Genomic DNA, 26,232 nt, shown 5'->3' with positions numbered 1-26,232 from the left:
TACTGGATTCATATCAGATCTCCCGGACTACGATGTGAGGCCGTTGTGATAGATTTCTATTATAATATTTTTAGGGTTGTTTAGACTGATTTTTGGTATTAAAGTGGTATTAGTTTTATTATTTATTGATTTTCATGTACTTTTATTGCATTTTAGACAGACCATTCCCCTAAAGACCTCTTAATATGATATTTGGCGACCTGTATAAGTTATAGGCTATTGCTTCGATAACGTGTTGCGTATGAGTTTTATCAAGTCCTATGTAGCGAGCTCCTGAGCTTCGGAACCAACTTTTAATACTTCCAAATACACGTTCTACTTTATACCTGGTTTTAGCTACCAATGTATTAAACCGTTTAGCAGTAGGTGATAAAGGATTATTTCTAGTAGCTTTCTTCTGAATAGCTGATTTTAAGGCTTTATTCTTTAATAAGGTTTCATTAGGTGATCCGCTATAGCCCTTATCTGCATATAGCCTACTACCTACTTTTAGCTCTACTTTATCCAATAAGACTTGTAAATGAGCACTATCATGACTAGATGCTTTTGTGGTACTGACTGCTAGGACTAAGCCTTCTTTACTTTCCACAAGGATGTGACGCTTATACCCATAGTAGAGATTATCTCCTTTTTTTGTTCAACTCGCTTCTGGATCTACACCTTTTTGATAACTTTCGGCTACAGTTATAGTGCCATCTTCATGGAGATCATAGCTTTTTTTACCTTTAGAGCGCCTAGGGGTAGGCGTAATAGAGGCATCAACAACTGCACCATGTTGAACTAATACACCATGACTAGATAGTTGATCGTTAATTATTTTCAATAACCTTTCTAGGACCTGCTTCTCCGTAAGCGCAGTCCTAAACCTGCTTAATACGCTATGATCTGGAACAGAACTATCCATGGAAATACGACAAAATCTGCTGAAAGTGATACGATCATTTACTTCTTCTTCTACTTGATAGTCACTCAGAGCATACCATGTTTGAAGCAACAGCATTTTAAATAAAAGAAGCGGGCTATAAGCTGCCTTTCCTGATAAACACAAACCTTTAGGATAATACAAGAAAAGTTCTTTTTCTATTACTTGCCAAGTAATCAACTTATTAAGCTGATCGAAAAAAGTATGCTTACACTTACGTCGACTGGCTGAAATATCTGCAAAACTTAATTGATTATTTGTTTTGATGGCCATAACAATACTATTAAAAAGCTTAAGTTTAAACGATTAAAGAATCAACCTAATTTAACCATTGTATAACACTAAAAGTCACTTTTTATAACAAAGCTTAAAACTCTATTGCAACAACCTCAGAGTCTGTGATGTTACTTATCAGGCTTTCACTTACTTCTGCGCCATATAATTCCTGTATTTGAATCTGAATATCTGACAGACTCATACCTTTAGCATATAAAGATAAGATTTTATCATCCAAACCAGGAATTCTTGTTTGACGCTTAGGCAATAAAATAGGTTCAAAAATCGATGCTCTATCTCTGGGTACTTCAACCGATATAACGCCATTATCAGTAATAACTTGCTTACTGGATAATCCATTACGTACATTCTCTGAATCACTACGTGCATACTTATTATAACCTAAATGGTCATCCATTTCTGACTGTAATGCTTTTTCTACAAGACGCTTACTTAATTGTTTGAGTAAGCCGTCTTGATCAAAAAGTCTGGAAAGGTCTACACCTGATTCTATCAGTACATCTATGGCCTTGCTTATCCCATCTTTAACTGTCTCTTTTCTTTTCATTGTTTTAAGTGTTATGATTTAGGTAAAGATAAATCCTAAAAAATATTTATACACTTAAAACAAAAGACTCCGGGATTAGACGTATTGTGAACCAGTCATATATATATTAGTTATAGAAGGTTTTTTCTATTTTAACGTGAGTTCGGGATTTATTTGACTGATTTACAACAATTTAATATCAATTATTTAGTTAATATTTGCACTTATTTAACAAGTTTTTATATCTAATTTTATAAATATAATATATATAATAAACTGATTATCAGAATTATTTGTTATTCAACTGCCTATTTAACTGTCTATAAAACAAATTTTATAAATTTTTATTAATATTGATTATCAAATGAAAAAATAATATAATCCCGAACTCACGTCTTTACTAACGAAAATGTAGACGCGACGAACCAAAAAGTTGCCTTAAGTCTACCCCTTACAGCTAGCGCAACAGAACAGACCCGCTGCTTGGATTAAAAATTCCTGAACGGAAAATCTAGGGTGGTTGCTATTCAATTAAACCCTTTCAATCGACGCACCTAAAGCATTGAGGCGTTGGTCAATACATTCATATCCTCGATCAATTTGACCAATATTTTCAATTGTACTGGTGCCTTCTGCAGCTAGTGCAGCAATTAATAAAGCAATGCCTGCTCTAATGTCACTTGAACTCATATGGATGCCATGCAACTTATGGCTATTGCCTAGGCCTACTATATGTACCCTGTGTGGGTCGCATAATACCAGTCTTGCACCCATTTCAATCAAATGATCTACAAAAAAGAGCCTGCTTTCAAACATTTTCTGATGGATTAAAATATGGCCTTGTGCATGTACAGCAGCTACAACTGCAATACTAAGTAAATCAGCGGGTATGCCTGGCCAAACCGCATCATAAAGCGTTGCAAGGTTCCCATCCATCTCTGCTTTAATAGAATAGCAGGACTGGGCTGGAATATGCAATGTATGATCCTGTTTCTCTAGAGAAATACCTAACTTTTCAAAACAATACCAAACGGGCGCAAAAAGTTTAATAGGGACATCTGTAATGGTCAGTGCAGACTGGGTGGCTGCAGCCAACCCGATAAAGCTACCCACTTCCAACATGTCCGGTAAGATGGTGTGCGTTGTACCCCTTAGTTCGGGTACGCCCTCTATGGTTAATAGATTAGAGCCAATACCTGAAATGCTAGCGCCCATAGCCACCAGCATATGGCAAAGCTGCTGTACATGCGGCTCACAAGCTGCAGGGTAAATAGTGGTTTTGCCTTTGGCCCTGCTGGCAGCCATAATCAGATTAGCCGTGCCCGTTACGGATGCTTCTGGCGCCAGCACATTGGCTCCCTGTAATGCATTGCATTGGGCTACCCAAGTGGCCTGAGCAGCATGGAAAGAAATACCTAGTTGCGCTAGCCCTTCAAAATGCGCATGCAGCCCCCTGCGCCCAATCCGATCTCCTCCAGGTTTAGCTATAACTACTTCCTTGAAACAGATTAAAAGGGGGGGGAGTAACATAATAGAGCCCCTTACTTTAGTGTATTCCTGGCAAAATGGTGCCGTAAGCATCGCATCTTTTTCAAGATGCGATGCACAAAATTGATACGCCCTATCCCCCAATGGGGTAATTTGAACACCCAACAGGGTCAGTAACTTCATAACACTGCGCACATCTGCAATGTTGGGAAGATTGTTTAGAGTTACTATTTCATGGGTCAATAAGGTGGCACACATTACTTGTAGTGCTTCATTTTTTGAACCTTGCGGCTTGATGGTACCAGACAACTGATGTCCCCCATTGACAATAAATTTACTCATTTCCCGCAATTAGATTTTATTATAATCAGCCTATTATTGGTTGGACTACTTTTTAAAAGTATTGGATTTTAGATTAGGTTTATTTCTAGACTTTTGACCATTGGCCCCCGCATCTGGTAGGGTGCATATGATTTCTACATTAAGCGTTGTACCATCTGGAAGGATCCGCTTGATATCCTGCATAATTCTTTCATTATTGATATAATCGTTGTTCCATATGCTACTAAAACGACGCATAAGTTTTCCAACTGCTATAAGCATCTGCTCTTGCTCTTTAAGCGTCGGCAGGGTAGTTATTTTTTTCAAGAGTGACTCCATATGCCGCCCATAATATTTGTATGTGATCAGCTGCATAGAGTGTATATGCACGTAATGCTGTTGACTACTTTCTCTCTTAGTAGGTTTAGGATTTGGACTATCAATATCTAATTTGTAATCTGATAGTATAAAAAGATCATCCCACCGTTTTTGTGGCGATGTTGCATCAGGCCTGATCACCTCCATAAGTTTTACAATCCCATAGGCTTTTTGTGTGCGAACAGCCTTGTCTTCAATCGTTTCAAGTTGCTCCATAAGCTTCTGAACGTTTCTACCATATTCTTTAAGCATTAAGGGCGATCGAATCGTATTATAGTCGTACATTATGGGTTATTGGGTTATCCTAAATATATTCATTAAGCGCTCTATGTTGAAGGCAATATGTCTAGTTTGGCATAATTTAACAAGAGGGTCTTCTCTCCAAATTTATGAAAAAGAATAACAGCTTTACGCATGCCTGCAGATTCTACTAACTTCAAAACTTGTCCTACACCAAAATAGAGGTGATGTACTGAATGCCCAACTTGTAGGGAAGCCAGATTGGTTGTAGGCTGAGCGACTGAAGATACCCCTATTTTTCTAGCGGAACTGCTCAGTTTGGTTGGATGCTTTTGGATCGGCTTAGCAGTAGTAGCCAATAGAGAAGATTTAGTTATCGTTTTCGCTTCTGTATGGTCTCCTATTTCTTTTAAAAAACGACTGGGCTGGACGTTGGTTAATTTCCCAAATCGGTATCTGCTTAAAGCATGAGACAAGGTTAACTTGAGTTGTGCACGAGTAACTGCTACGTAAAAAAGGCGCCTTTCTTCTTCTAAGTCTGCTTTGCTGCCCAACATCATAGAAGAAGGAAAGAGTTCTTCTTCCATACCTACTAGATATACATATTTGAATTCTAAGCCTTTAGACGCATGAATGGTCATTAGTGTGACTGCGTCTTCATGCACGTTTTCTTTATCTGCACTGGTAAGCAATGCTATTTCTTGTAAAAAACTGCCTAGACTTGGATCATTGTTGTCAGAGTAGTCTACAAAATGTTTGATGCTATTCAGCAGCTCTTGGATATGTTCATAGCGGATTAATCCTTCTACGGTTTTATCTTCATGTAGTTCTTTTAGTAGGCCAGATGCTTTGGCCATATAGTCTGCTATAGTATAGGCATTTTCGCTTTCTAGTTTTAAAGTAGCCGTATCAATGAGTGCTACAAAACGGGAGACAGCAGTTGCAGCGGTGCTACTTAAAAAATCATTCAGGTGACCCAGGACCGTCCAAAGGGGAAGTACGCTTTCGGCAGAAATAGAAACTATCTTATCAATAGTAGTGGGTCCAATACCGCGTCTAGGGAAATTAATAATCCTTCTAAAGGCTTCTGTATCATTATGGTTTACTACAAAACGCAAATAGGCTAAAAGGTCTTTTACCTCTTTGCGCTGGTAAAAAGAGAGTCCACCTATGATGTGGTAAGGAATATTTTTTTTACGCAATGCTTCCTCAAAATTGCGGGACTGCTTATTGGTACGGTATAAAATAGCAAAATCTCGATAGAGCAGTTGGTTGCTGAGCTTCTCTACTAGTATCTGATCTACTACCAGCCGGCTCTCTTCCATATCTGACATAGTCCTTAGCACCTGAATGGGTGCCCCAAGGGGATTGGCTGTCCAAACTTTTTTCTTTAACTGCGCTTCATTGTGGCTAATAATATGGTTGGCGGTATTTACAATATGCCTTGTAGAACGGTAGTTCTGCTCCAGTTTTATCATTTGATGATTGGGGTAATCATGGACAAAATGCAAAATATTGTGAATATCGGCACCTCTAAATGCATAAATACTTTGCGCATCATCTCCGACTACGCAGATATTCTGGTGATGGGCCGCCAGTTTTTTGGCAATACTATACTGCACTAGATTGGTATCTTGAAATTCGTCAATCAATAGATAATGAAATTGTTGTTGGTACTTTGCACTTAATGCAGGATAATCATATAACAACTTATGGGTTTGTACCAGTAAATCATCAAAATCCATTGCACCGGCTTGTAGACAGTGGCCAGCATATCTTAGAAAGATTTCACTGAATCTAGGCATACGCATATAGGCATCTTCCTTTTGATAGGTTGGGTCTGCTGCGTAAACCTCTGGCGTAATCAACCTATTTTTAGCATGGGAGATACGTCCTAATATAACCCCTGGCTTATATATCTTATCATCAAGATCCAATGCTTTAGTAATTTGTTTGATAAGTGATTTGCTGTCGTCTGTGTCATAAATACTAAAATGAGAGGGGTACCCCAAGGTATTGGCTTCTCGGCGCAATAGTTTCATAAAGACACTATGAAAGGTGCCCAGCCATAGGGCTTTAGCCCCATTGCCCACTATACCGGTTATGCGATGACGCATTTCATCAGCCGCTTTGTTGGTAAAGGTTAAAGCAAGAATCTGATCAGGTGCTGCTTTTTTTTCTTTAAGGAGATGGGCGATTCTTGCGATTAGCACTTTGGTTTTACCTGAGCCAGCACCTGCTACAACAATCGATGGGCCCTCGGTATGCATGACAGCTTTCTTTTGCATCTCATTAAGCCCAGAAAGATAGATTGATTCCATAGCGATGACTATTTTAATACTTGATGCAACTTAAGCAAGCATGCTTGTATGGTTGTAAACCAGAGATTATACCTTGCGATTGGTTCAATGCGTAGGGGGGCAATTTAATAAATAGTTAGCTAAAGCACAAACAAGGGCGTGCGCAATGGTGTTGACGTAAGGAAATATATTTTATTGCAGTTATGTGTATAGATTGTTGGTGTGCCCCCCTCTACTTATGGCCCTCTATAAAAAATTTGGCACGCAGTAAAAATAATGAAACGAACTGTTTTTCAGCGGTAAAATAATCAACTCAGCCCGCTATGTGGGCCTCAAACAAGATGATTTTCTGATCGGCTGAAAAACAGTTCGTGACTCCTATCTACTCAGCCAATGACATCAATTATAGGCATGAACGTTATTGATTATTAAATAGAATAAAACAAGAAAAAACACCCCTTGTAAAAAGCTTATCTGATTAGAAAGACTTAGTAACGTGAGTTCGGGATTAGATTATTTTTTCATTTGATAATCAATATTAATAAAAATTTATAAAATTTGTTTTATAGACAGTTAAATAGGTAGTTGAATAACAAATAATTCTGATAATCAGTTTATTATATATATTATATTTATAAAATTAGATATAAAAACTTGTTAAATAGGTGCAAATATTAACTAAATAATTGATATTAAATTGTTGTAAATCAGTCAAATAAATCCCGAACTCACGTTACTAAGAATAGAAACCTTAAAGTAGCCCCATTGAAGATGCGCGCATATGCTTCTTATTTATTTACAGCTTTCTAAAGTAGCTCAAAAGTCCTATATTTAGCTAATTAGGGGGTCACTAATTTTATTATATCCACTATATCATCTACAGGAACCAGTATGTACCATATCATAGGCATTCGTAGGGCCCTTATTTGCATTTATCGATCCAGTTTAATTTTTTGTTTTGCCTTAAGTATGGGTTGTAGAGGTAGATGTTGTCCTGATCATCAGAATAAAAGTAAAAAATTACCTGCATTAGAGGAAAAAAGCAATACCACTCAAGAAGATAATGAACCAGAAGGAGTGGACACAGGAGACCTAGATGGATCAAATGATCCTAAACCTCTTATAAATCAAGTGAAAAGGCGGCATCGAGTAGCTAAAGTAGCAGAGCATCAACAAGCGATTGTATTGTTGCATGGACTACATAGGTTGTCTTATGATTTTAATAAGATGAAGGAAGTTTTACAACAAACATTTCCATATGCCACTATAGTTCCCTTAACATGTGTCAATAAAGATCCTAGTAAACAAGGTGGCCCTTCTCCCACTGTAGAACGATCGATCAAGGAGCAAGCTGAATTAGCTTATGAAGAGATCAAAACAAAGGTTGCGTACGGTAGTCGTGTTGTACTAGTAGGCCATAGCCAAGGGGGATTACGGGGGTTTGTCCTTGTTAAGGAATATAGGGACCGTTTAAAAAGTGAAAATGGAATAGTTATCAATCAATTGATTACTATAGGCACACTATGGAAAGGAGCCCCAGTAATGGACCATATCAAAAATATTAAGAATTTTAAGAAAAAATTTGAAAAGATAGAAGCTATTTTAGATACCATAAAGAAAGATTATGCTAAAGATGTAATCAAATATTTTTTTAAATTTAAGCCCAAATTAGCAGAAAGATGGCCCAGCTTATATGAAATAGCAGTACCATACTTCATGAAAAAAAAATGCCCGGGAGCTGCAGATTTAGAGCCAGGTAGTGCGTTTATTTCTAAGTATGTTGCCTTAGGTCTTAAAGAAGTTGATCTTCCTATTACTGCTATTGCAGGTGCGTTAACTGATTTCTCTAAGCTTTTTAATTCATTTCCATCCTCTATTAGCAAACAAGCATTGAAAGAACTCAATGCTACCTATGCAGAACTGATTGGAGGTAACCCACACGATATGTTGCTTCCTGTGGCTACACAACATGCTGAAGGGTTGGTTACAAAAAACTTTAAACGCATAACAGTGCCTGGTGCCTCTCATGGTAATAAAGTAGGTGTTTCGGTAAAGCGTGGACTTTCTGAACTCAATAATGAGCAAGTTATACAGAAAGTAGTGGAATGTGTAGAAGCAGCTTTTTATAAGCAAAAAGAAGAAAAAGTTATAGAGCAAGAGGGGTATGTTTCGCTGGCTGCTTAACTGTGTGTGCTCAAAAACATATTAAAAAATAGAATCTTGGAAAGTGTAAAAAGTAATGAGATTATGGTGCAGTTAGATGGCATAGGACATCATCCCATCTTGCGCAAAATTGGTAAGATTGCCGATTCGCTTCAATTAGAGACCTATGTAGTAGGCGGATTTGTGCGGGATATATTGTTAGGGCGTGCCTCCAAAGATATTGATATTGTCTGCATAGGAGATGGTATGGTACTGGCAGAGGCTGTAGCAAAATACAAAGCCGTGTCCGTTAGCCTATTTAAAAGTTTTGGTACCGCCATGTTACAGTGGAATGGATGGGTAGTAGAGTTTGTAGGCGCTAGAAAAGAATCTTACCTGCTTGGTTCTCGTCATCCAAGTGTATCAGCTGGTACACTCCCTGATGATCAAATGCGTCGGGACTTTACCATTAATGCAATGGCGATCTCTTTAAATAAGGAAGGGTATGGACGATTATTGGATCCATTTAACGGCCATCGAGACTTGATAGATGGGTTGATTAGAACCCCTTGTGATCCCAAGCAAACCTTTTCAGATGACCCTTTGCGCATCATGCGTGCCATACGATTGGCGGCTCAGTTGCATTTTAGTATCACACCAGAAACATTGGTGGCCATGACCGCTGTGCGGGATCGCTTGGGTATTGTGGCTCAGGAACGTATTTCCGAAGAGCTGCATAAAATGATGGCTACCGATAGGCCTACTTATGGATTTAAACTTTTATTCGATACCAACTTATTATCGATTGTACTACCAGAACTACAAAGCCTTTCAGGGAAAGAACAAATTGGATGCCATTCCCATAAAGATAATTTACTCCATACACTTGAAGTGTTGGATAATCTGGTGAAGTATTCTTCTAAATTATGGCTTCGTTGGGCAGCTGTTTTGCATGATATCGCCAAGCCATTGACTAAAAAATTTGATCCTGTGCATGGTTTTTCTTTTCATGGTCACGAAGAGCTGGGTGCTAGAATGTTGCCTAAGCTATTTAAAAAAATGCGCTTTCCTATCAGTAAGGAAGTCCTGGGATATGTACAAAAATTGGTTAGGTTACATTTGCGTCCTATAGCCTTGGTAAAAGAGGTCACTGATACCGCTATACGCCGTCTTTTATATGAGGTTGGAGATGATTTAGAGGATTTATTTTTGTTATGTAGAGCGGATATTACCTCTAAAAATGAAATAAAGGTGCAGCACTATTTGGCTAACCTTGATAAAGTTCAAAAGAGGGTGTTGGAGGTAGAAGCACGTGATAAAGTTAGAAATTTTCAACCGGTTATTACGGGTGCAGTTATTATGGAAACATTTGCACTAAAGCCATCCGCTCAGGTAGGTCTTATTAAGGAGGCTATTAAAGAGGCTATATTAGAGGGTACAATTAAGAATGAATACGAAGAGGCATTTAACTATATGTTACTGATCGGTAAACGTTATAAACTGTAGGGAATACAATCCTTGGGGTTTGGTGTTATGCAAGATGGAACCTTTAAATTGACCCCATTGCATGTTGCTTTGCATAGCTTTATGTAACATATCTGTTTCCCTATAAATGTTTGTATATTGCATGAAAATGTTTTAAATTTCCCATATACAGTAAAACTTCCGGGTAACGTCCATTATAAAAAACTATTCTAACTTATGGATCAAAATATTGTAGAGATTACAGATGCACAGTTTGATGAGGTAATAAGCCAACATAAACTTGTTTTAGTAGATTTTTGGGCACCTTGGTGTGGGTCTTGCCTAAAACTTGCCCCCGCTATAGAACAGATTGCTGCCATGTATAAAGGGAAGGCATATATCACTAAGGTTAATATCAGTGAAAATAGTCAAACACCTTCTAGATATATCATTAGTACGATACCTACTATGGTGTTTTTTCATCAAGGTCAACAGGTAGATCGTTTGGTTGGGAATGTACCGATCAGTCAAATTCAGGAATCACTAGATAGATTTTTACCTTAATGTGAAAGATTGTACATGCTCCTTTTTTGCTTACTCAAAAAGTAAGATATAAATCCCTTTACCTATGTATATGTTCTATTTACCCGTCTGACAGTATTATGAAAAAGAACGTCCCCTTATAAAAAGTTGCAATGAGGCAGGTATGCCATTAAAGATCCTTCTCAAATCAGCTGCGTTGGGCTTGCAGGGCAGATTCTGATTTCCCAACTTTAAGGGGGGGCACTTTTAGAGTCCGTTGCAATAGAAAACTAAGTTTTTATAAGATAGAGGTAATTATCGCCTAATAGTTACTTTTAAGTATTAAAAATACATAAACAATAATATTTCTAGTCTAGAAACATTACGAATGTGTCCGAGTTATTATAGTAAAATCATGTAAAATTTTCTATTGCAACGGCCTTTTTTAGTAATTTTTCGCATAATGGCTTGACTTTTTCCCTACTTCTTTATCAAGAAAAAAATAAGATATAAATGCCTTTTTGATCAACTCAAAAGTGTTTTACATCATCTCTTTTCCGAATCAACATAACGGATATGTTTTGACACCTTTCCACTCATGCAACCCATTACTAAAAATTTAAAAACCTTTATCTCGCACTTTGTAAGTCAATACAAATGGCATTTTATTGCGATGGCTTGTTTGCGCATGTGTTTTGTGCTTGATAACTTAGTAGTCCCCTATACCTTCAAGGTACTTGTTACACGACTTACAGAATTAGCTGACCATAGAACAGGTGCTTGGATAAAACTCGGCTGTCCGCTTACCGCTTTAGTAGGTGTAATCGTGCTCATAGAGATTTTATTTCGCCTATTTGACTATATGAAGATTAAGACTATTCCTGGTTTCGAGTCAAAAATACGCATCTGGATTGTACGATATTTTCAGGGTCATTCCTACCAGTTTTTTACAGAGCATTTTTCTGGTGATTTGGTAAAACGTGTCAACGATTTGACAGATGGCATCAGTCAAATCATGATGATTGTTATTTCATGGTTTTTGCCTACATTTTGTACTATGTTAGTGGGTGTATTTTCCTTTGCCTATATACAGCCTACCTTTGGTGCAGTGTTGATGGCTTGGCTTATACTGTATACGGCTACTTACCTTGTTTATTCAAAAAAGTATCGCCATAGTGTAGCGTTACATGCAGAAAAGGGAAGCCGCTTGTCTGGCACTATTGTAGATGGGTTTACCAATATCTTAAGCGTTAAACTTTTTGCTCGAAAAAATCAAGAAACTTCACATTTGTTGGTGCCGCAAGCAACAGAAAAACACGCACATGAAAAAGCTTTAAAGCTTATTATGCAGCTACATCTTATCATTAGTGGATTTTCCATTGGCTTTATGGGTATAGCGATACTCTCTTATATGATCTATTATTGGCAGCTTGGTAAGCTTTCTATTTCTGAAGTCACTTACATTTTTTATGCGGGCAATAATATTTGTAACTTGGTTTGGGTTTCTGTAGCAGAGTTTTCTGATTTCTTCGAGGAAATAGGTTATTGTCAACAGGCGTTAAAATTATTACAAAAGAAGCATGCTGTTCTGGATGCACCCGGTGCTTATGTGCTTACATGTCATTCCGCTGCTATTTCCTTCAAGGATGTCTCCTTTGCTTATGTGCCAGGTAAACCTATATTTGAGCATCAAAGCATTGATATAGCACCTGGTGAAAGAGTAGGCTTGGTCGGCTTATCTGGTAGTGGTAAAACTACCTTTATTAACCTTTTGCTAAGGTTTTTTGATCTGAATGAGGGTGTGATTACTATTGATGGTCAAAATATATCGACCGTTACACAAGAATCATTGCGTGCGGCTATTTCCCTTATCCCTCAAGATACGACTCTTTTTCATGATAGCATTTTAGAAAATATTCGTTATGGGCGCAAAGAAGCAACGGATGATGAAGTGATTGCCTCTGCTAAAAAGGCAAAGTGTCATGACTTTATTATCGGTCTATCACGGGGATATCATACGTTGGTAGGTGAAAGAGGATCAAAGCTTTCAGGTGGCCAGCGTCAACGCATAGCCATTGCACGTGCTATATTAAAAGATGCACCTATTTTAATATTAGATGAGGCCACTGCTGCATTGGATGCCGTTACTGAAACTGAAATTCAAGAAAGCCTCTATATGATTATGGCGGGTAAAACAACTATTGTGATTGCGCATAGATTGAGGATTTTAGCTGCAATGGATCGGGTGCTGGTATTTAATGGTGGTAAAATAATTGCAAATGGATCCCATGAGACGCTTTTAAAGATTAGCCCCCTCTATGTAAATATGTGTAGAATGCAGTTCGATGGTATGCGTTGGCTACAATAGGCATTATGATCGGTTCTGTCACGTTTATTCTAAAAAATCATTATTTTAGTATCTGCAGTTAAAAAAGTAGTTATTATGTTTAATATTTCGCCCAAATTATTACCTTATTTTAAGGGCTATTGTTCTTCAGCAGAAGTCATCCTGTTATTTGTCTAGATGAAGTGTCATTTTTCCTTGAGCTATAGAGATTTGGAAGATATGATGCGTATGAGAGGCGCAAGAGTTGATCGTTCTACGCTACAAAGATGGGTTATTAAGTTTGTTCCTCTTATAGATCAAGCAGTAAGCAAAAGAAAACGACCAGTTGGTGGTAGTTGGAGAATGGATGAAACCTATGTAAACTAAACGGGAAGTGGATCTATTTATATAGAACAGTAGATCGTTATGGTGATACAGTTAACTTTTTTCTATCTGAGCATAGAGACAAGTCTGCAGCTTTTTCTTTTTTTCGTAAGGCGATCACAGAAAATAATATTCTTAAGAAAGTAGTAATTGACAAAAGCGGTAGTAATAAAGCTGCCCTTGATACGATCAATACAGAACTTGATCAAGATTATACCATTCAAATATTTCAAAACAAATACTTGAATAATAGAGTTGAACAAGATCATAGGTTTATCAAAAAACGGCTAAAACCTATGCTTAGTTTTAAGTGTTTTAAGTCTGCAGCCATTGCACGCCGGCACAGGTGTGCAACAAATGGGGTGTAAGTCCCCTGACTCTAATTTGTCTATTTCGGGAGTCTAGCAGGAGGTTGGATTTGTGGGGTGATTCACAGGTTTAAGTTACCTTTAAATGCATCTGCAAAATAGCGGGCTGCAACAAAAGTGAACCCAAATTAGCCTCGTTAAGCCGTTTAAGCGCATTTGCCGACTGTCTAGTGGCTACAGGAAGGCTGATAGTAGGGTGCAAAAAAATAGACCATGACCATCATACAAGTGCCGGGGTGTTAGGGGTTGCACGCTATGAATGTTTCACATCGAAGTTGTTGCAATAGAGTTTTAAGCTTTGTTATAAAAAGTGACTTTTAGTGTTATACAATGGTTAAATTAGGTTGATTCTTTAATCGTTTAAACTTAAGCTTTTTAATAGTATTGTTATGGCCATCAAAACAAATAATCAATTAAGTTTTGCAGATATTTCAGCCAGTCGACGTAAGTGTAAGCATACTTTTTTCGATCAGCTTAATAAGTTGATTACTTGGCAAGTAATAGAAAAAGAACTTTTCTTGTATTATCCTAAAGGTTTGTGTTTATCAGGAAAGGCAGCTTATAGCCCGCTTCTTTTATTTAAAATGCTGTTGCTTCAAACATGGTATGCTCTGAGTGACTATCAAGTAGAAGAAGAAGTAAATGATCGTATCACTTTCAGCAGATTTTGTCGTATTTCCATGGATAGTTCTGTTCCAGATCATAGCGTATTAAGCAGGTTTAGGACTGCGCTTACGGAGAAGCAGGTCCTAGAAAGGTTATTGAAAATAATTAACGATCAACTATCTAGTCATGGTGTATTAGTTCAACATGGTGCAGTTGTTGATGCCTCTATTACGCCTACCGCTAGGCGCCCTAAAGGTAAAAAAAGCTATGATCTCCATGAAGATGGCACTATAACTGTAGCCGAAAGTTATCAAAAAGGTGTAGATCCAGAAGCGAGTTGGACAAAAAAAGGAGATAATCTCTACTATGGGTATAAGCGTCACATCCTTGTGGAAAGTAAAGAAGGCTTAGTCCTAGCAGTCAGTACCACAAAAGCATCTAGTCATGATAGTGCTCATTTACAAGTCTTATTGGATAAAGTAGAGCTAAAAGTAGGTAGTAGGCTATATGCAGATAAGGGCTATAGCGGATCACCTAATGAAACCTTATTAAAGAATAAAGCCTTAAAATCAGCTATTCAGAAGAAAGCTACTAGAAATAATCCTTTATCACCTACTGCTAAACGGTTTAATACATTGGTAGCTAAAACCAGGTATAAAGTAGAACGTGTATTTGGAAGTATTAAAAGTTGGTTCCGAAGCTCAGGAGCTCGCTACATAGGACTTGCTAAAACTCATACGCAACACGTTATCGAAGCAATAGCCTATAACTTATACAGGTCGCCAAATATCATATTAAGAGGTCTTTAGGGGAATGGTCTGTCTAAAATGCAATAAAAGTACATGAAAATCAATAAATAATAAAACTAATACCACTTTAATACCAAAAATCAGTCTAAACAACCCTAAAAATATTATAATAGAAATCTATCACAACGGCCTCACTCTGTTATTGAAGATGTTAAGATATGGCAAAATCGTCCCTTAGAATCAGTCTATTCTATTGTTTTTTTTGATTGCTTTGTAAGTTAAAGTTAGACAAGATAAGCGCATCATCAACAAGGCAGTCTATGTCGCTTTAGGTATAGATAGATCTGGCATAAAGGATGTTTTAGGGCTTTGGATGAGTGAAAATGAAGGGGCTAAATTTTGGTTAGGCAATTTAATAGAACTCAAAAATCGGGGTATGAACGATATGCTCATTGCATGTACAGATAATTTGTCAGGCATGTCTGAGGCCATTGCTGCTGTATACCCAAAAACGGAACATCAGCTCTGTATTGTTCATGCAATTAGGGGTAGTTTGCAGTATGTTTCTTATAAACATAGAAAGGTATTAGTTGCTGATTTAAAACCAATTTATACAGCAGTTACCGAGCAAGAAGCATTGATGGCCTTAGAAGCTTTTGCTACTAAGTGGAATCAACAATACCCACAAATAGCCCAATCTTGGTATGCTAACTGGGATAATCTGATAGTATTTTTACAGTACCCTAATGCCATACGTAAGGTCATTTACACAACAAATGTTTGGAATCTGTAAATAGCCAATTTCGTAGAGTTACCAAAAATAAAAGAGTGTTCCCTAACGATCTAGCTGTTTTTAAAACATTATATTTAACTATTAACTACATGACTAGAAAATGGACCACCTCTATTCATAACTGGAGCGAGGCTATGGCACATTTTTTAATTAAATTTGAAAACAGAATTGAATAAAACTAAAAAAATAATTTACACACTTAAGTGGACAGAGCCGGACAGAGCCAAAAGCTGCTACAAAACTACTTTTTCCTAGATCAATTCCTATATATTTCATAATTTACAATATATATATTACATTTAATTCATCTTTTAAACTAGCGTCGCATATACAGGCTTTAAAGTCTATCGAACTATTCAGTTTTTAAGATGAAAGACCTGGGGGCTGAACGTAATCAACGATATCTAATACCAACTTTAGGGCAGCCTTTTTCCAGGTCTTTTTTTATTCTACAAACATACGACCATAGGTAACTTTTGGTCAACCTGTGGAAAATTCCCTAGGTACAAAAAGATATGTCCTTTAATATACATTATGGTAAAGAATGGGTTCCCATGCTCAATTAAATAATTAAGACGCTCCGTTGGTGTAGAAGTACTCAAATCCATCGCTGCTGTTGTCTTTATTTGGTCATATGATTGACGGGCCAACCAAATACCAAAAGGAAGAAAAAGCCCTTTAAGCTCTGCAGAACAATCGTTATAACCTGAGTTCGGGATTAGATTATTTTTTAATTTGATAATCAATATTAATAAAAATTTATAAAATTTGTTACTGGCTCCTTTGGATAATCTGGTTAGTATTTTTTTATCTCCAAATTTAAAACACAAAGAAGCTTTTTAAAGCTATTTTTTAACAAGCTAATCCCGAACTCAGGTTATATAGATCATATTCCCATGGATTATCTATTCGACCCCTTCAATAGTGCTATTCAGCCTGATGGGTTATTTGATAGGGCTTCATTTTATTATAAAAGCTGTTCTTCTACCAATGATATGGCCCAAAAACTTCTGCTACATGCAGCAGAAGGAACGGTTTTTATTGCAGAGCATCAGTCCAAAGGAAGGGGGCAGCGTGGTAGTACTTGGACATCAGAGGCGGGTACAAATCTTCTTTTTTCGTTTATTTTATATCCAGAATGGTTAACGGTAGATGCTGTTTTTACCTTGAATATTATTACTAGTTTAGCCATTTATGATGTACTGGTAGATTACTTTCCGAAGGAGATTTCTATAAAATGGCCCAATGATATCTATTATTTGGATAAGAAACTGGGTGGCATATTGATTGAAACCCATATAGGCATCCAGAACAAGATCAAGGCAGCTGTAATCGGTATAGGCCTAAATGTTAACCAACTACATTTTAAATCTTCTAAATGCACTTCTTTAGCAATACAAAAAAGAACTACCTTTGATAGAACGCTTCTGTTTACCAATATCATGGATACCTTGGGTAAGTATTATGCACAGTTGCAACATGGAATCCGTAACGTACTTTGGGAAAAGTATATCCATATACTCTATCGTAAAACAGGATTTCATACCTTTGCAACCATACATGGACTGTTGGAAGGCCGTATTGTAACTGTGAATAGGCTAGGCGCATTGGTTATAGCAGCACGCAATGGCACCCGATATCGCTACAACGCTAAAGAGATTGTTTTTATATAGTAGAAGCACTAGCTTATAACAATTGACCTGTAATATCCCAATATGCATAGACCACAAGGTGACTTTTCTGAGGCTATTTTTATGGTAGATAAACCTTTGGGCTGGACTTCCTTTGATGTGGTAAAAAAGGTTCGTCATGTCTTAAAAATAAATAAAATAGGTCATGCGGGTACCTTAGATCCTTTAGCTACAGGATTACTTTTGCTATGTAGTGGTAGGCAAACTAAACAAATTAGTAGGCTGCAAGCGTTGGATAAGGTGTATACTGGCCAAATTGTGCTTGGTAAGACTACGCCATCCATGGATTTAGAAACCCCTTTTAATAGTGTATCTAGCTATGATCATATCACCGAAGAGATGGTAAGGGCTGCTGCTGCTACCTTTGTTAGGTCTATCATGCAAGTACCTCCTATCTATTCAGCCGTTAGTGTAGGTGGAAAAAGAGCCTACAAAATCGCTAGGAAAGGAGAAGAAGCTATTTTGCGTCCCCGTTCCATTACCATCCATTCCTTTTTCATTACGGCGATTGAGCTGCCATCTATTACGTTCAAGGTGGCTTGTACTAAAGGAACCTATATTCGGCGTCTTGCTCATGACTTAGGAGAAAAATTAGGTGTTGGAGGCTACCTCCATGAGTTATGCCGCACCCAAATAGGGCATTATACTTTAGATCAGGCCTATACTCTAGAAGCATTACTGCAAAGTAATAGCTTGTCCACTATACTGGACTGATTTATTCGGACATCTTTTTCTTAATTTTATTTTCTATTTTTTCCCATTTGCTAGTCTACCAATTTTACATGGTTAAGATAGACGTTCATAGGTTTTTGATAGGGTTCTGTCGCGTCTATATTTTCGTTAGTAACGTCTTTTCTTTTAAACGTGAGTTCTGGATTTATTTGACTGATTTACAACAATTTAATATCAATTATTTAGTTAATATTTGCACCTATTTAACAAGTTTTTATATCTAATTTTATAAATATAATATATATAATAAACTGATTATCAGAGTTATTTGTTATTCAACTACCTATTTAACTGTCTATAAAACAAATTTTATAAATTTTTATTAATATTGATTATCAAATGAAAAAATAATCTAATCCCGAACTCACGTTTTTAGAACAACGTGAGCCTAAGAAAGGGTTTAAAAACTATAAAGTTTTTATTAAACCTATGGGCAAAAATGGAAAAATTCAGTACCTTTATAAGGTAGTTCCTGGGGCCTCTAATCAAACCATTGCCATAGATATACTGGCAGAACAAGGATATGCAACTGAAATGTTTCAGCAAGCCAGAGATATTATCAACCATCCAGAGCGGTACAGGAAAAGCTTTTCAAAATAGCGCCCATACTTTTCATGCACAACGCTGCTGTAGCTTATGCCATTTTGACATAAGCTGCTACAGCATAACTGATTTGGCATGGACTTTGTACTATCCCAATGCAATAAATCTAAATAGATTTCTCTACGATAGAGGAAAGGATTCAATACAAACAAAATAGAAATTAGACATGGGAAAACTAATTGGAATCGATTTAGGAACTACTAACTCCTGTGTTGCCGTTATGGAGGGCAATGAACCAGTAGTGATTCCTAATAATGAAGGTAAAAGAACTACGCCATCTGTAGTAGCTTTTTTAAATAGTGGCAAGGGTGAACGTAAAGTAGGTGATCCTGCCAAACGTCAGGCCATTATAAATCCTCATAATACCATAAGTTCGATTAAGCGTTTTATGGGTAAGGGTTACAACAGTGTGGCCAATGAGATTAACGAAGTGGCCTATAAGGTAGAAAGTGGAGTCAACAATACCGTCCGTGTGCGGATTGGTGATCGGCTCTATACGCCTCAAGAGATTTCTGCTATTATCTTACAAAAGATGAAAAGTGCTGCAGAGGACTATCTGGGAACTACCGTTGCAGATGCGGTTGTTACCGTACCTGCTTATTTTAATGATGCAGAGCGACAAGCCACTAAAGAGGCGGGAGAAATAGCCGGTTTGTCTGTAAAGCGTATTATCAACGAGCCAACTGCTGCTGCATTGGCTTACGGTTTGGATAAAAAAAATAAAGATATCACCATTGCTGTATTTGACCTTGGGGGAGGTACCTTTGATATTTCTATTCTAGAGTTGGGTGATGGCGTTTTTGAAGTTAAATCTACCAATGGGGATATCCATCTAGGTGGAGATGATTTTGACCAAAAAATAACAGATTGGCTTGCAGATAACTTTCAAAAGGAGGAGGGCGTTGACTTAAGAAAGGACCCCACTGCGCTACAGCGCCTAAGAGAAGCTGCTGAAAAAGCCAAAATTGAGCTTTCTAGTGCCACCACTACAGAGATCAATCTCCCTTACATTACAGCCATTGATGGTGTCCCTAAACACTTCGTACAACAACTCTCTAGGGCACAGTTTGAAAAATTGGTAGATGACTTGGTAAAGCGTACGCTGGCCCCTTGTAGGCAAGCGTTAAAAGATGCTTTTGGCGATATTCCTGATCCACATAGTAAGATTCATGAGGTTATTTTAGTGGGTGGGTCTACCCGTATACCAAAGATTCAGGAAGAAGTAGAGCGTTTTTTTGGTAAAAAACCTTCTAAAGGGGTTAATCCTGATGAAGTGGTAGCCATAGGAGCCGCTATTCAAGGAGGTGTGTTGACGGGAGAAGTAAAGGATGTTTTATTGCTTGATGTCATTCCACTATCGTTAGGTATTGAAACGCTAGGGGGTGTTTTTACCAAGCTGATTGAAGCCAATACTACTATTCCGACAAGGAAATCGGAAGTTTTTTCTACAGCTTCAGACAACCAATCTTCTGTTATGGTGCATGTACTACAAGGCAATCGACCTATGGTCAAACACAACCGTACCATTGGTCAGTTTCACTTATCTGATATACCACCCGCTCCCAAGGGCGTTCCACAGATAGAAGTTGCTTTTGATGTAGATGCCAATGGTATATTGCATGTTTCTGCAAAGGATAGAGGTACTGGCAAGGAACAAAAAATTCGCATCGAAGCTTCATCTGGTTTAACCGAAGCGGAGATCAAACGGATGAGGGAGGAAGCAGAAGCCAATGCAGCAGCAGATAAAGCAGAAAAAGAACAAATAGATAAAATAAATCAAGCGGATTCACTTATATTTGAGGTGGAAAAACAACTCAAGGAGTTAGGTGATAAAATTGGAGAAGCGGATAGGAAAAATATAGAGCCCGCCTTGGCAGATTTGAAAAAAGCGCATGCGGAAAAAGAAGTTGTGGCTATTGATCGTGCATTGGAATCTCTAAACAAAATTTGGAGTGAAGTAATGGCTAAGGTCTACCAACAATCGCAACCTACAGGGGGAGCGTCCGCTGCTAATGTGGGGCAGGAAAATGCTAAAGAAGGTAGCGGTAATGTGACAGATGCTGAATTTGAAGAAGTAAAATAATATTCTTTGTTCTTTTTTCTTCTATTAAGAGCGACTTTCTAATTTGCTTTTAGAAAGTCGCTTTTTTATATTGCGTCTTCAGGCAGTGGTTCCTTTAAAGTGGCATATTCGCCTAGAGTTGGTCCTTCAAGGTCACACAATAGTTGACTATTCTGTTCAATTTTACTAAATTGAAATAGCCTGGGTGTGTATATTCCATAATTATATATTTTTTATGCTTAAAACCAAGTATTATTATAACCCTGCTACTTGTAGCTATGAGCGTGTCCAAACATCTATATCAGCCTTCATTTTACGCAGTTCTCTTTATATATTTTTTTCAGTGCTGTTAGCGGTTGTTATAGTTAGGTATTATAGAGGTTGTTTTGTTTCTTCCAGAGAGAAAGAGCTATTAGCAGATAATAAAGTACTTAAGGATTATTACGATGTTATACAAAAAAAAATAGAAAGGAGTGCGGCACTCTTAGCTGCCTTGCAACAGAGGGATGATGACTTGTATAGGGTATTGTTGAATGCTGCTCCGCTTTCTGCTGCAGAGCACAATGCAGGCGTGGGAGGCGTAAATAAATATGCTCACTTAGGGAAAAGTACATTAATTGCCCAAACATTGTCTAAAGTAGATCAACTCATTAGTCAGTTGACGATTCAAAAGAAATCTTATGATCAAATATGGAGTCTTGCAAAAAGAAACAGCAGCAGATTGCAATCTATGCCTACCTTACCACCGGTTGCTAAGGAACATTTAAAGAGAATATCTGCTCCTTTTGGTATGCGCTGGCATCCAATCTATAAAATACGCAGGATGCATCAAGGCGTTGATTTTTCAGCTCCTATGCATACGCCCATCTATGCTGCTGCGGATGGGTATGTTCAATGGGTTAAAAACGATAAAAGAGGATATGGAAACCATCTGCTTATTGATCATCGCCATGGCTTCCAAACCCACTGTGCCCATATGCATACTATAATCGTTAAACAAGGACAGCGCGTAACCAGAGGGCAGCAGATTGGTACAGTGGGCAATTCAGGGGATTCAACTGCCCCTCATCTCCACTATGAGACCTACCACAATGGACATCGTGTAAATCCATTTGACTATTTTGTGGGGGAGCTTACTCCTGCTGAATATGAAGCGGTGCGTCAGCAAGCTGCTCATCAAACACAAGCCCTTTGCTCGAATTTTTAATGGGTAAGGAGTGGGTGTGCTACTTTTTACAAGGGCTATCTAGTTTTTTTTTATACTTATTATAGCGCATACCAACAACAATTTCTTTTTTTAAAGTAAGTAGTTCTGTATCAATTTCTCCTTGACTGATGCTTAATAATATGCCTAGTGCCACACCTGTAAATACAAGTGAGGTACCACCCATGCTGACAAATGGTAGTGGAAGTCCTGTTACAGGGCCAAGACCTACTGCAATGGCCATATTCAATAAAGCCTGAAATACAAGTAAAAGGCTTATACCTATAGCCAAAATTCCTCCATAATAACTAGTCGCTGTGGGCAGCAAGGCAATGGCCCTATATAGTAAAATCAAATAGAGCACCATGACAAATATACCGCCTATAAGGCCATACTCTTCTATTAAGATGGCATAAATAAAGTCGGAGTAAGGATGGGGCAAGAAGTTACGTTGGGTACTATTGCCAGGACCTTTACCAGAAAGTCCGCCTGTTGCAATAGCAATATAAGATTGCTCAGTTTGAAAGGAGACATCACCTTTTAGAAAATTTTCTATTCGTTTGATAGCTGTTCCACCACGTTGACCCCAGATCAATGCGCCTCCTGCCACTAGGATGCTAGAGGGTACGATAATGAGTAGATGCTTAATAGGGATTCTTCCAATGAACATGAGTACCAAACAAGTACCAAATAATAGAATGGCGCTAGAGAAATTGGTCAAAGCAATTAAACCACTAATAAGACCAGACCAGGTTAACATAGGCAAACAGGCAGATCTAAAGTAAGTAATATGTTTTTGTTCCTTGGCCAGCATATGAGCGATTCGTATAATAAGTGTAAGTTGTGCTAGGTCAGATGGTTGAAAGGATTTATTGATAAAAGGAATATTAAGCCACCGAGAAGCTTCATTTAACTTTAATCCATATCGCCAAGTTACGAGCAATAGCGGAATCGACATCCAAAGCGCAACTTTAGCAATAGCAGCATAGTAGCGATAATCAATCCGGTGGCTTAACCACATAGCAGATAGTCCGGCCCCTATAAGTAGGGTCTGCCTTAGCAAATAATATTCGGTATTATGATGCATTTGTCTATAGGCTAAAGAACTAGAAGCACTATAGACGGTTAGAATACTTAGGCTAGACAACATAAAGGCAATGCCCCATATAATGGGATCTCCTTTTAGTTTTGCTTTAATCAACTCCTTCATAGGTCATCTATAGGTCATTATGGCCTAACGGTATCAGGGAAAAAGTGCATACAAACTTAATACTAACGTGAGTTCGGGATTTATTTGACTGATTTACAACAATTTAATATCAATTATTTAGTTAATATTTGCACCTATTTAACAAGTTTTTATATCTAATTTTATAAATATAATATATATAATAAACTGATTACCAGAATTATTTGTTATTCAACTACCTATTTAACTGTCTAATAAAACAAATTTTATAAATTTTCATTGATATTGATTATCAAATGAAAAAATAATCTAATCCCGAACTCACGTTACTACACTAATTTATAAGATATAAGTAGGAATAACCATTCCTTATGTAAACCGATGGGAAGCAATTTCCGAAAAGTACTTCTTATTTTTAATAAAAAAATTAATCAGCATACTCCCCTTATAGCGGTTGGGCAAACAGGCGGAGGAAGGTTGTGCGGTACCTTTTTTTTTAAATTTAAAAAAATCTATTTGTGCTTTCAGAATAGCCCAGCTATGTGCAAATTTGCCCAGAGACAACATCCCAAAAATAGCTAATAGATCTAGGCATACATTTTTTATCTGATATATCATATCATTTGGGTGATATTTATACAACATGAATAATCTATTTCTAAAATTTAAATACGTTTTCCTAGGACTGTTATAGGGCAATGTAGCCCCTCCTATATGGTAAACCGTACTGCTACCGCAGTAATAGACCTTCCAGCCGGCAAGATGCGCACGCCAACAAAGATCAATCTCCTCAAAGTGGGCAAAAAACAGCTCATCAAAGCCACCCAGCCTATGGAAAGCTTTGGCACGCACCAATAGACAAGCCCCACTGGCCCAAAAAACAGCTCTTGTATCGTTGTACTGTCCGGTATCTTTTTCAATACAATTAAAAATCCTTCCCCGACAAAAGGGATAGCCATACGCATCTATAAATCCACCAGCTGCGCCAGCATAATCAAATTGATCTGGTTTTGGGAGAGCAAGTATTTTAGGTTGGCAAAATGCGATAAAAGGATCACCCTCCATAAGGGTCAATAGCGCTTTTAACCAGGATTCTGTAACCAGTAGATCATTATTCAACAGCAAATAATAGGTAGCTTGAATCTGTTGTAGGGCTAGATTATACCCTTTTGCCACTCCATAATTTGCCCCATGCACCATACATGTTACTGTTGGAAAATGGACTTGTATATAATCTACAGACCCATCTGTAGAAGCGTTATCCACGACTATTATTTTATAGCCATTACTATATAGCACTAACGTAGGTAAATAGGCTTTTAATAGCGCTAGGCCATTATAGTTTAACACTACAATCACTACACTTGGCAGATGGTTCATCTGGTATATTGGCGCTCTTATAGCGTTGCTGCCTGCTGTTGTATGACTTCTTGGACCTTATGGTCTACTGCTTCCAAGGCTAGGTTGGCCGCGCCGACTATAAGATCTTGAACCATTTTTCGGTCTGTTTTATTAAACAGTGTTTCATCTATTGAAACAGCAAGGATTTTTTTATCGCCACGTATGGTTACCTGAACCAGTCCAGCGCCGGTTTCTTTGGTTACGATAAGCTGGTCTATTTGCTTTTTGACCGCTTCCATTTTTTCTCGAACCTGGTCCATTTGTCCAAGTAGCTTTTTTATGTCCATAGTAATGAGGTAAAAATTAGTGCAATGATAGGGCTTAGTGGAGGCATCTACTTGCCTTTCTAAATAGAATTACTATTTTTATATGATTGTAAGATACTGCTGATCCAACATCTTATAGGCGCTAGACTATGCACTACAACAAGCCATAGGGCAAGCGTTACAATGTTGCAATGCTGCTCTATCAGTAGTGCACTAAAAAGCCAAATGACAATAGGTATATCTATCAAAAGCATATATAATGCTGCTACTAGATAATCACCATAATTAGCCTTACCATCACACACTATTTTTATTAAATAAGTTTTGTCATGGCTTATTAAACTATCTAATAACCAAGTTAATCCTAAAAATATAAAGAACTGCTGAATCCCTAATTTAAATCGATAGGTTTGCAAAATCTTAGCAGGCTTTATCTTAAACCCCAATATGGCTACAGCTGCAATGGAAAGCATGACTAAAGCAAAAAATATAGGAAATCTAACTGGAAAAATCTTGCAACTTAGCCCCGTTAATCTATTGGCTTCAGGTTTTATAAGTAGAAACAGCATGGCAACCAGTAACAAAAGCAAAAAGGAAAATTGTACCTTACCTGTTGATTCAGTTACTGCCTTAGCATCATCCTTAGGATACGCCTTCAACCACTCACATGCCTTCATAAGCCATTTGTCGGGTATACGTCCAACCAGCAGGCTACTAGCTGCTGTTATGCTGGCCGTAATCGCAACAATCATCCCTATTAAATCCAGTATAGCCAACCCACCATTTCCTGCCACCACTATAAGTAGTATACCTGAAATAGATAAAGGACTAGCCAGTAATGCCATATGTGCAGCAATGCCAAGAGGAACCAGTAGCCGGGGTTTGTCTCTATATAGCGCATTTTGATCACATACCAATCGATGCAACCATTTTGCATCTCCTGTTAAAAAAACCAAACCATAGCAAAACAGCACAACGAAACCCCCATGATGGTTGTGGGCTTGCGCTATGCAAGACCTGAGCTTGGTTTCCAGTAGATAAAAAAACCCGGTTGCTTCCAGTGTAGCCATCAAGAGGAACCAGGTGGCTTGCAGAAGCATTAAGTCATTGGGAGGAGCAGCAGGTTGTATCGAAAAAGTCAATAACCCCAAGCCCAGTCCGCTCAATAAACCAAGCGAAACCCCACCTAAGCGTAAACCTATTACAAGCATCAGCAGGAGCACAAGCCATCCAATTGTAACCATTATACATTAAATAT

Annotated in this window: 20 protein-coding genes and 3 pseudogenes; 12 read left to right on the top strand and 11 right to left on the bottom strand. The window is 37.8% G+C overall.

The genetic code is table 11. The annotated features are described in order from the left end of the window. Positions 1 to 169 precede the first annotated feature (169 nt). From NBW36_RS03160 to NBW36_RS03140, 5 genes and pseudogenes are all read right to left on the bottom strand, one after another. Positions 170 to 1,195: pseudogene (locus NBW36_RS03160) on the bottom strand (IS5 family transposase). 94 nt (positions 1,196 to 1,289) lie between these two features. Beyond that, a complete protein-coding gene (locus NBW36_RS03155; RefSeq protein ID WP_250237712.1) occupies positions 1,290 to 1,766 on the bottom strand; it encodes a transposase in 477 nt (158 codons plus the stop codon). A gap of 510 nt (positions 1,767 to 2,276) precedes the next feature. After that, positions 2,277 to 3,575 carry a UDP-N-acetylglucosamine 1-carboxyvinyltransferase gene (gene murA, locus NBW36_RS03150; RefSeq protein ID WP_250237711.1) on the bottom strand — a complete coding sequence of 433 codons (1,299 nt, stop codon included), beginning with the start codon at positions 3,573 to 3,575 and terminating at the stop codon, positions 2,277 to 2,279. Positions 3,576 to 3,620: 45 nt separating this feature from the next. Next, complete coding sequence (locus NBW36_RS03145; RefSeq protein ID WP_256465569.1) at positions 3,621 to 4,217, bottom strand: DUF4290 domain-containing protein; 597 nt, start codon at positions 4,215 to 4,217, stop codon at positions 3,621 to 3,623. A 41-nt stretch (positions 4,218 to 4,258) separates the two neighbouring features. Then, complete coding sequence (locus tag NBW36_RS03140; protein ID WP_250237707.1) at positions 4,259 to 6,493, bottom strand: ATP-dependent helicase; 2,235 nt, start codon at positions 6,491 to 6,493, stop codon at positions 4,259 to 4,261. A 948-nt stretch (positions 6,494 to 7,441) separates the two neighbouring features. Between NBW36_RS03140 and NBW36_RS03135 the strand changes: the two genes are divergently transcribed. The 5 genes and pseudogenes from NBW36_RS03135 to NBW36_RS03115 all read left to right on the top strand — a co-directional run. Next, the gene (locus tag NBW36_RS03135) at positions 7,442 to 8,656 is read left to right on the top strand and encodes an esterase/lipase family protein (RefSeq protein ID WP_250237705.1); all 1,215 of its coding nucleotides are present in this window, start codon (positions 7,442 to 7,444) and stop codon (positions 8,654 to 8,656) included. A 63-nt stretch (positions 8,657 to 8,719) separates the two neighbouring features. Next, entirely contained in the window at positions 8,720 to 10,120 is a 1,401-nt protein-coding gene (locus NBW36_RS03130; protein ID WP_439099487.1) for a CCA tRNA nucleotidyltransferase, read from the top strand. A gap of 195 nt (positions 10,121 to 10,315) precedes the next feature. Further along, positions 10,316 to 10,642, top strand: coding sequence for a thioredoxin (gene trxA / locus NBW36_RS03125; RefSeq protein ID WP_250237694.1), 327 nt, complete (start codon positions 10,316 to 10,318; stop codon positions 10,640 to 10,642). A 556-nt stretch (positions 10,643 to 11,198) separates the two neighbouring features. Further along, the gene (locus NBW36_RS03120; RefSeq protein WP_250237691.1) at positions 11,199 to 12,968 is read left to right on the top strand and encodes an ABC transporter ATP-binding protein; all 1,770 of its coding nucleotides are present in this window, start codon (positions 11,199 to 11,201) and stop codon (positions 12,966 to 12,968) included. 75 nt (positions 12,969 to 13,043) lie between these two features. Continuing rightward, positions 13,044 to 13,642: pseudogene (locus NBW36_RS03115) on the top strand (IS6 family transposase); the annotation flags it as partial. 106 nt (positions 13,643 to 13,748) lie between these two features. Here NBW36_RS03115 and NBW36_RS05475 read toward each other — a convergent pair. Then, positions 13,749 to 13,880 (bottom strand): hypothetical protein, encoded by a 132-nt coding sequence (locus tag NBW36_RS05475; RefSeq protein WP_256465568.1) that lies wholly within the window; start codon positions 13,878 to 13,880, stop codon positions 13,749 to 13,751. 187 nt (positions 13,881 to 14,067) lie between these two features. On the opposite strand from NBW36_RS05475, the gene NBW36_RS03110 reads away from it, so the two are divergent. Further along, positions 14,068 to 15,093: an IS5 family transposase gene (locus NBW36_RS03110; RefSeq protein ID WP_250237689.1), complete on the top strand. Its 1,026-nt coding sequence runs from the start codon at positions 14,068 to 14,070 to the stop codon at positions 15,091 to 15,093. Between the two features lie 241 nt (positions 15,094 to 15,334). Further along, positions 15,335 to 16,002: pseudogene (locus NBW36_RS03105) on the top strand (IS256 family transposase). A 273-nt stretch (positions 16,003 to 16,275) separates the two neighbouring features. Here NBW36_RS03105 and NBW36_RS03100 read toward each other — a convergent pair. Then, positions 16,276 to 16,572, bottom strand: a complete 297-nt coding sequence (locus NBW36_RS03100; protein WP_250237686.1) for a hypothetical protein — start codon at positions 16,570 to 16,572, stop codon at positions 16,276 to 16,278. Between the two features lie 150 nt (positions 16,573 to 16,722). On the opposite strand from NBW36_RS03100, the gene NBW36_RS03095 reads away from it, so the two are divergent. The 5 genes from NBW36_RS03095 to NBW36_RS03075 all read left to right on the top strand — a co-directional run bounded on the left by NBW36_RS03095 (position 16,723) and on the right by NBW36_RS03075 (position 22,121). Beyond that, positions 16,723 to 17,499 (top strand): biotin--[acetyl-CoA-carboxylase] ligase, encoded by a 777-nt coding sequence (locus NBW36_RS03095; protein ID WP_256465567.1) that lies wholly within the window; start codon positions 16,723 to 16,725, stop codon positions 17,497 to 17,499. A gap of 42 nt (positions 17,500 to 17,541) precedes the next feature. Then, positions 17,542 to 18,231, top strand: a complete 690-nt coding sequence (truB, locus tag NBW36_RS03090) for a tRNA pseudouridine(55) synthase TruB (RefSeq protein WP_250237681.1) — start codon at positions 17,542 to 17,544, stop codon at positions 18,229 to 18,231. Between the two features lie 447 nt (positions 18,232 to 18,678). Next, complete coding sequence (locus NBW36_RS03085; RefSeq protein ID WP_250237679.1) at positions 18,679 to 18,849, top strand: hypothetical protein; 171 nt, start codon at positions 18,679 to 18,681, stop codon at positions 18,847 to 18,849. A gap of 169 nt (positions 18,850 to 19,018) precedes the next feature. Then, entirely contained in the window at positions 19,019 to 20,935 is a 1,917-nt protein-coding gene (gene dnaK, locus NBW36_RS03080) for a molecular chaperone DnaK (RefSeq protein ID WP_250237677.1), read from the top strand. 214 nt (positions 20,936 to 21,149) lie between these two features. After that, entirely contained in the window at positions 21,150 to 22,121 is a 972-nt protein-coding gene (locus NBW36_RS03075) for a M23 family metallopeptidase (protein WP_250237675.1), read from the top strand. Positions 22,122 to 22,140: 19 nt separating this feature from the next. Here the strand turns inward: NBW36_RS03075 and NBW36_RS03070 are convergent, their stop codons facing one another. The 4 genes from NBW36_RS03070 to NBW36_RS03055 form a co-directional block, all read right to left on the bottom strand. Continuing rightward, on the bottom strand, positions 22,141 to 23,328 hold the full coding sequence (locus NBW36_RS03070; RefSeq protein WP_250237673.1) for an FtsW/RodA/SpoVE family cell cycle protein: 1,188 nt from the start codon (positions 23,326 to 23,328) through the stop codon (positions 22,141 to 22,143). Between the two features lie 348 nt (positions 23,329 to 23,676). Then, entirely contained in the window at positions 23,677 to 24,687 is a 1,011-nt protein-coding gene (locus NBW36_RS03065) for a glycosyltransferase family 2 protein (RefSeq protein ID WP_250237666.1), read from the bottom strand. 17 nt (positions 24,688 to 24,704) lie between these two features. After that, positions 24,705 to 24,995 carry a YbaB/EbfC family nucleoid-associated protein gene (locus NBW36_RS03060; RefSeq protein WP_256465566.1) on the bottom strand — a complete coding sequence of 97 codons (291 nt, stop codon included), beginning with the start codon at positions 24,993 to 24,995 and terminating at the stop codon, positions 24,705 to 24,707. Positions 24,996 to 25,054: 59 nt separating this feature from the next. Next, positions 25,055 to 26,218 carry an anaerobic C4-dicarboxylate transporter family protein gene (locus NBW36_RS03055; protein ID WP_250237661.1) on the bottom strand — a complete coding sequence of 388 codons (1,164 nt, stop codon included), beginning with the start codon at positions 26,216 to 26,218 and terminating at the stop codon, positions 25,055 to 25,057. Between the last annotated feature and the right edge of the window lie 14 nt (positions 26,219 to 26,232).

It is taken from the genome of Cardinium endosymbiont of Oedothorax gibbosus (assembly GCF_936981045.1).
GTDB lineage: Bacteria > Bacteroidota > Bacteroidia > Cytophagales > Amoebophilaceae > Cardinium.
The sequence above is the reverse complement of the archived record's forward strand: the minus strand, read 5'-3'. Positions and strand labels throughout refer to the sequence as shown.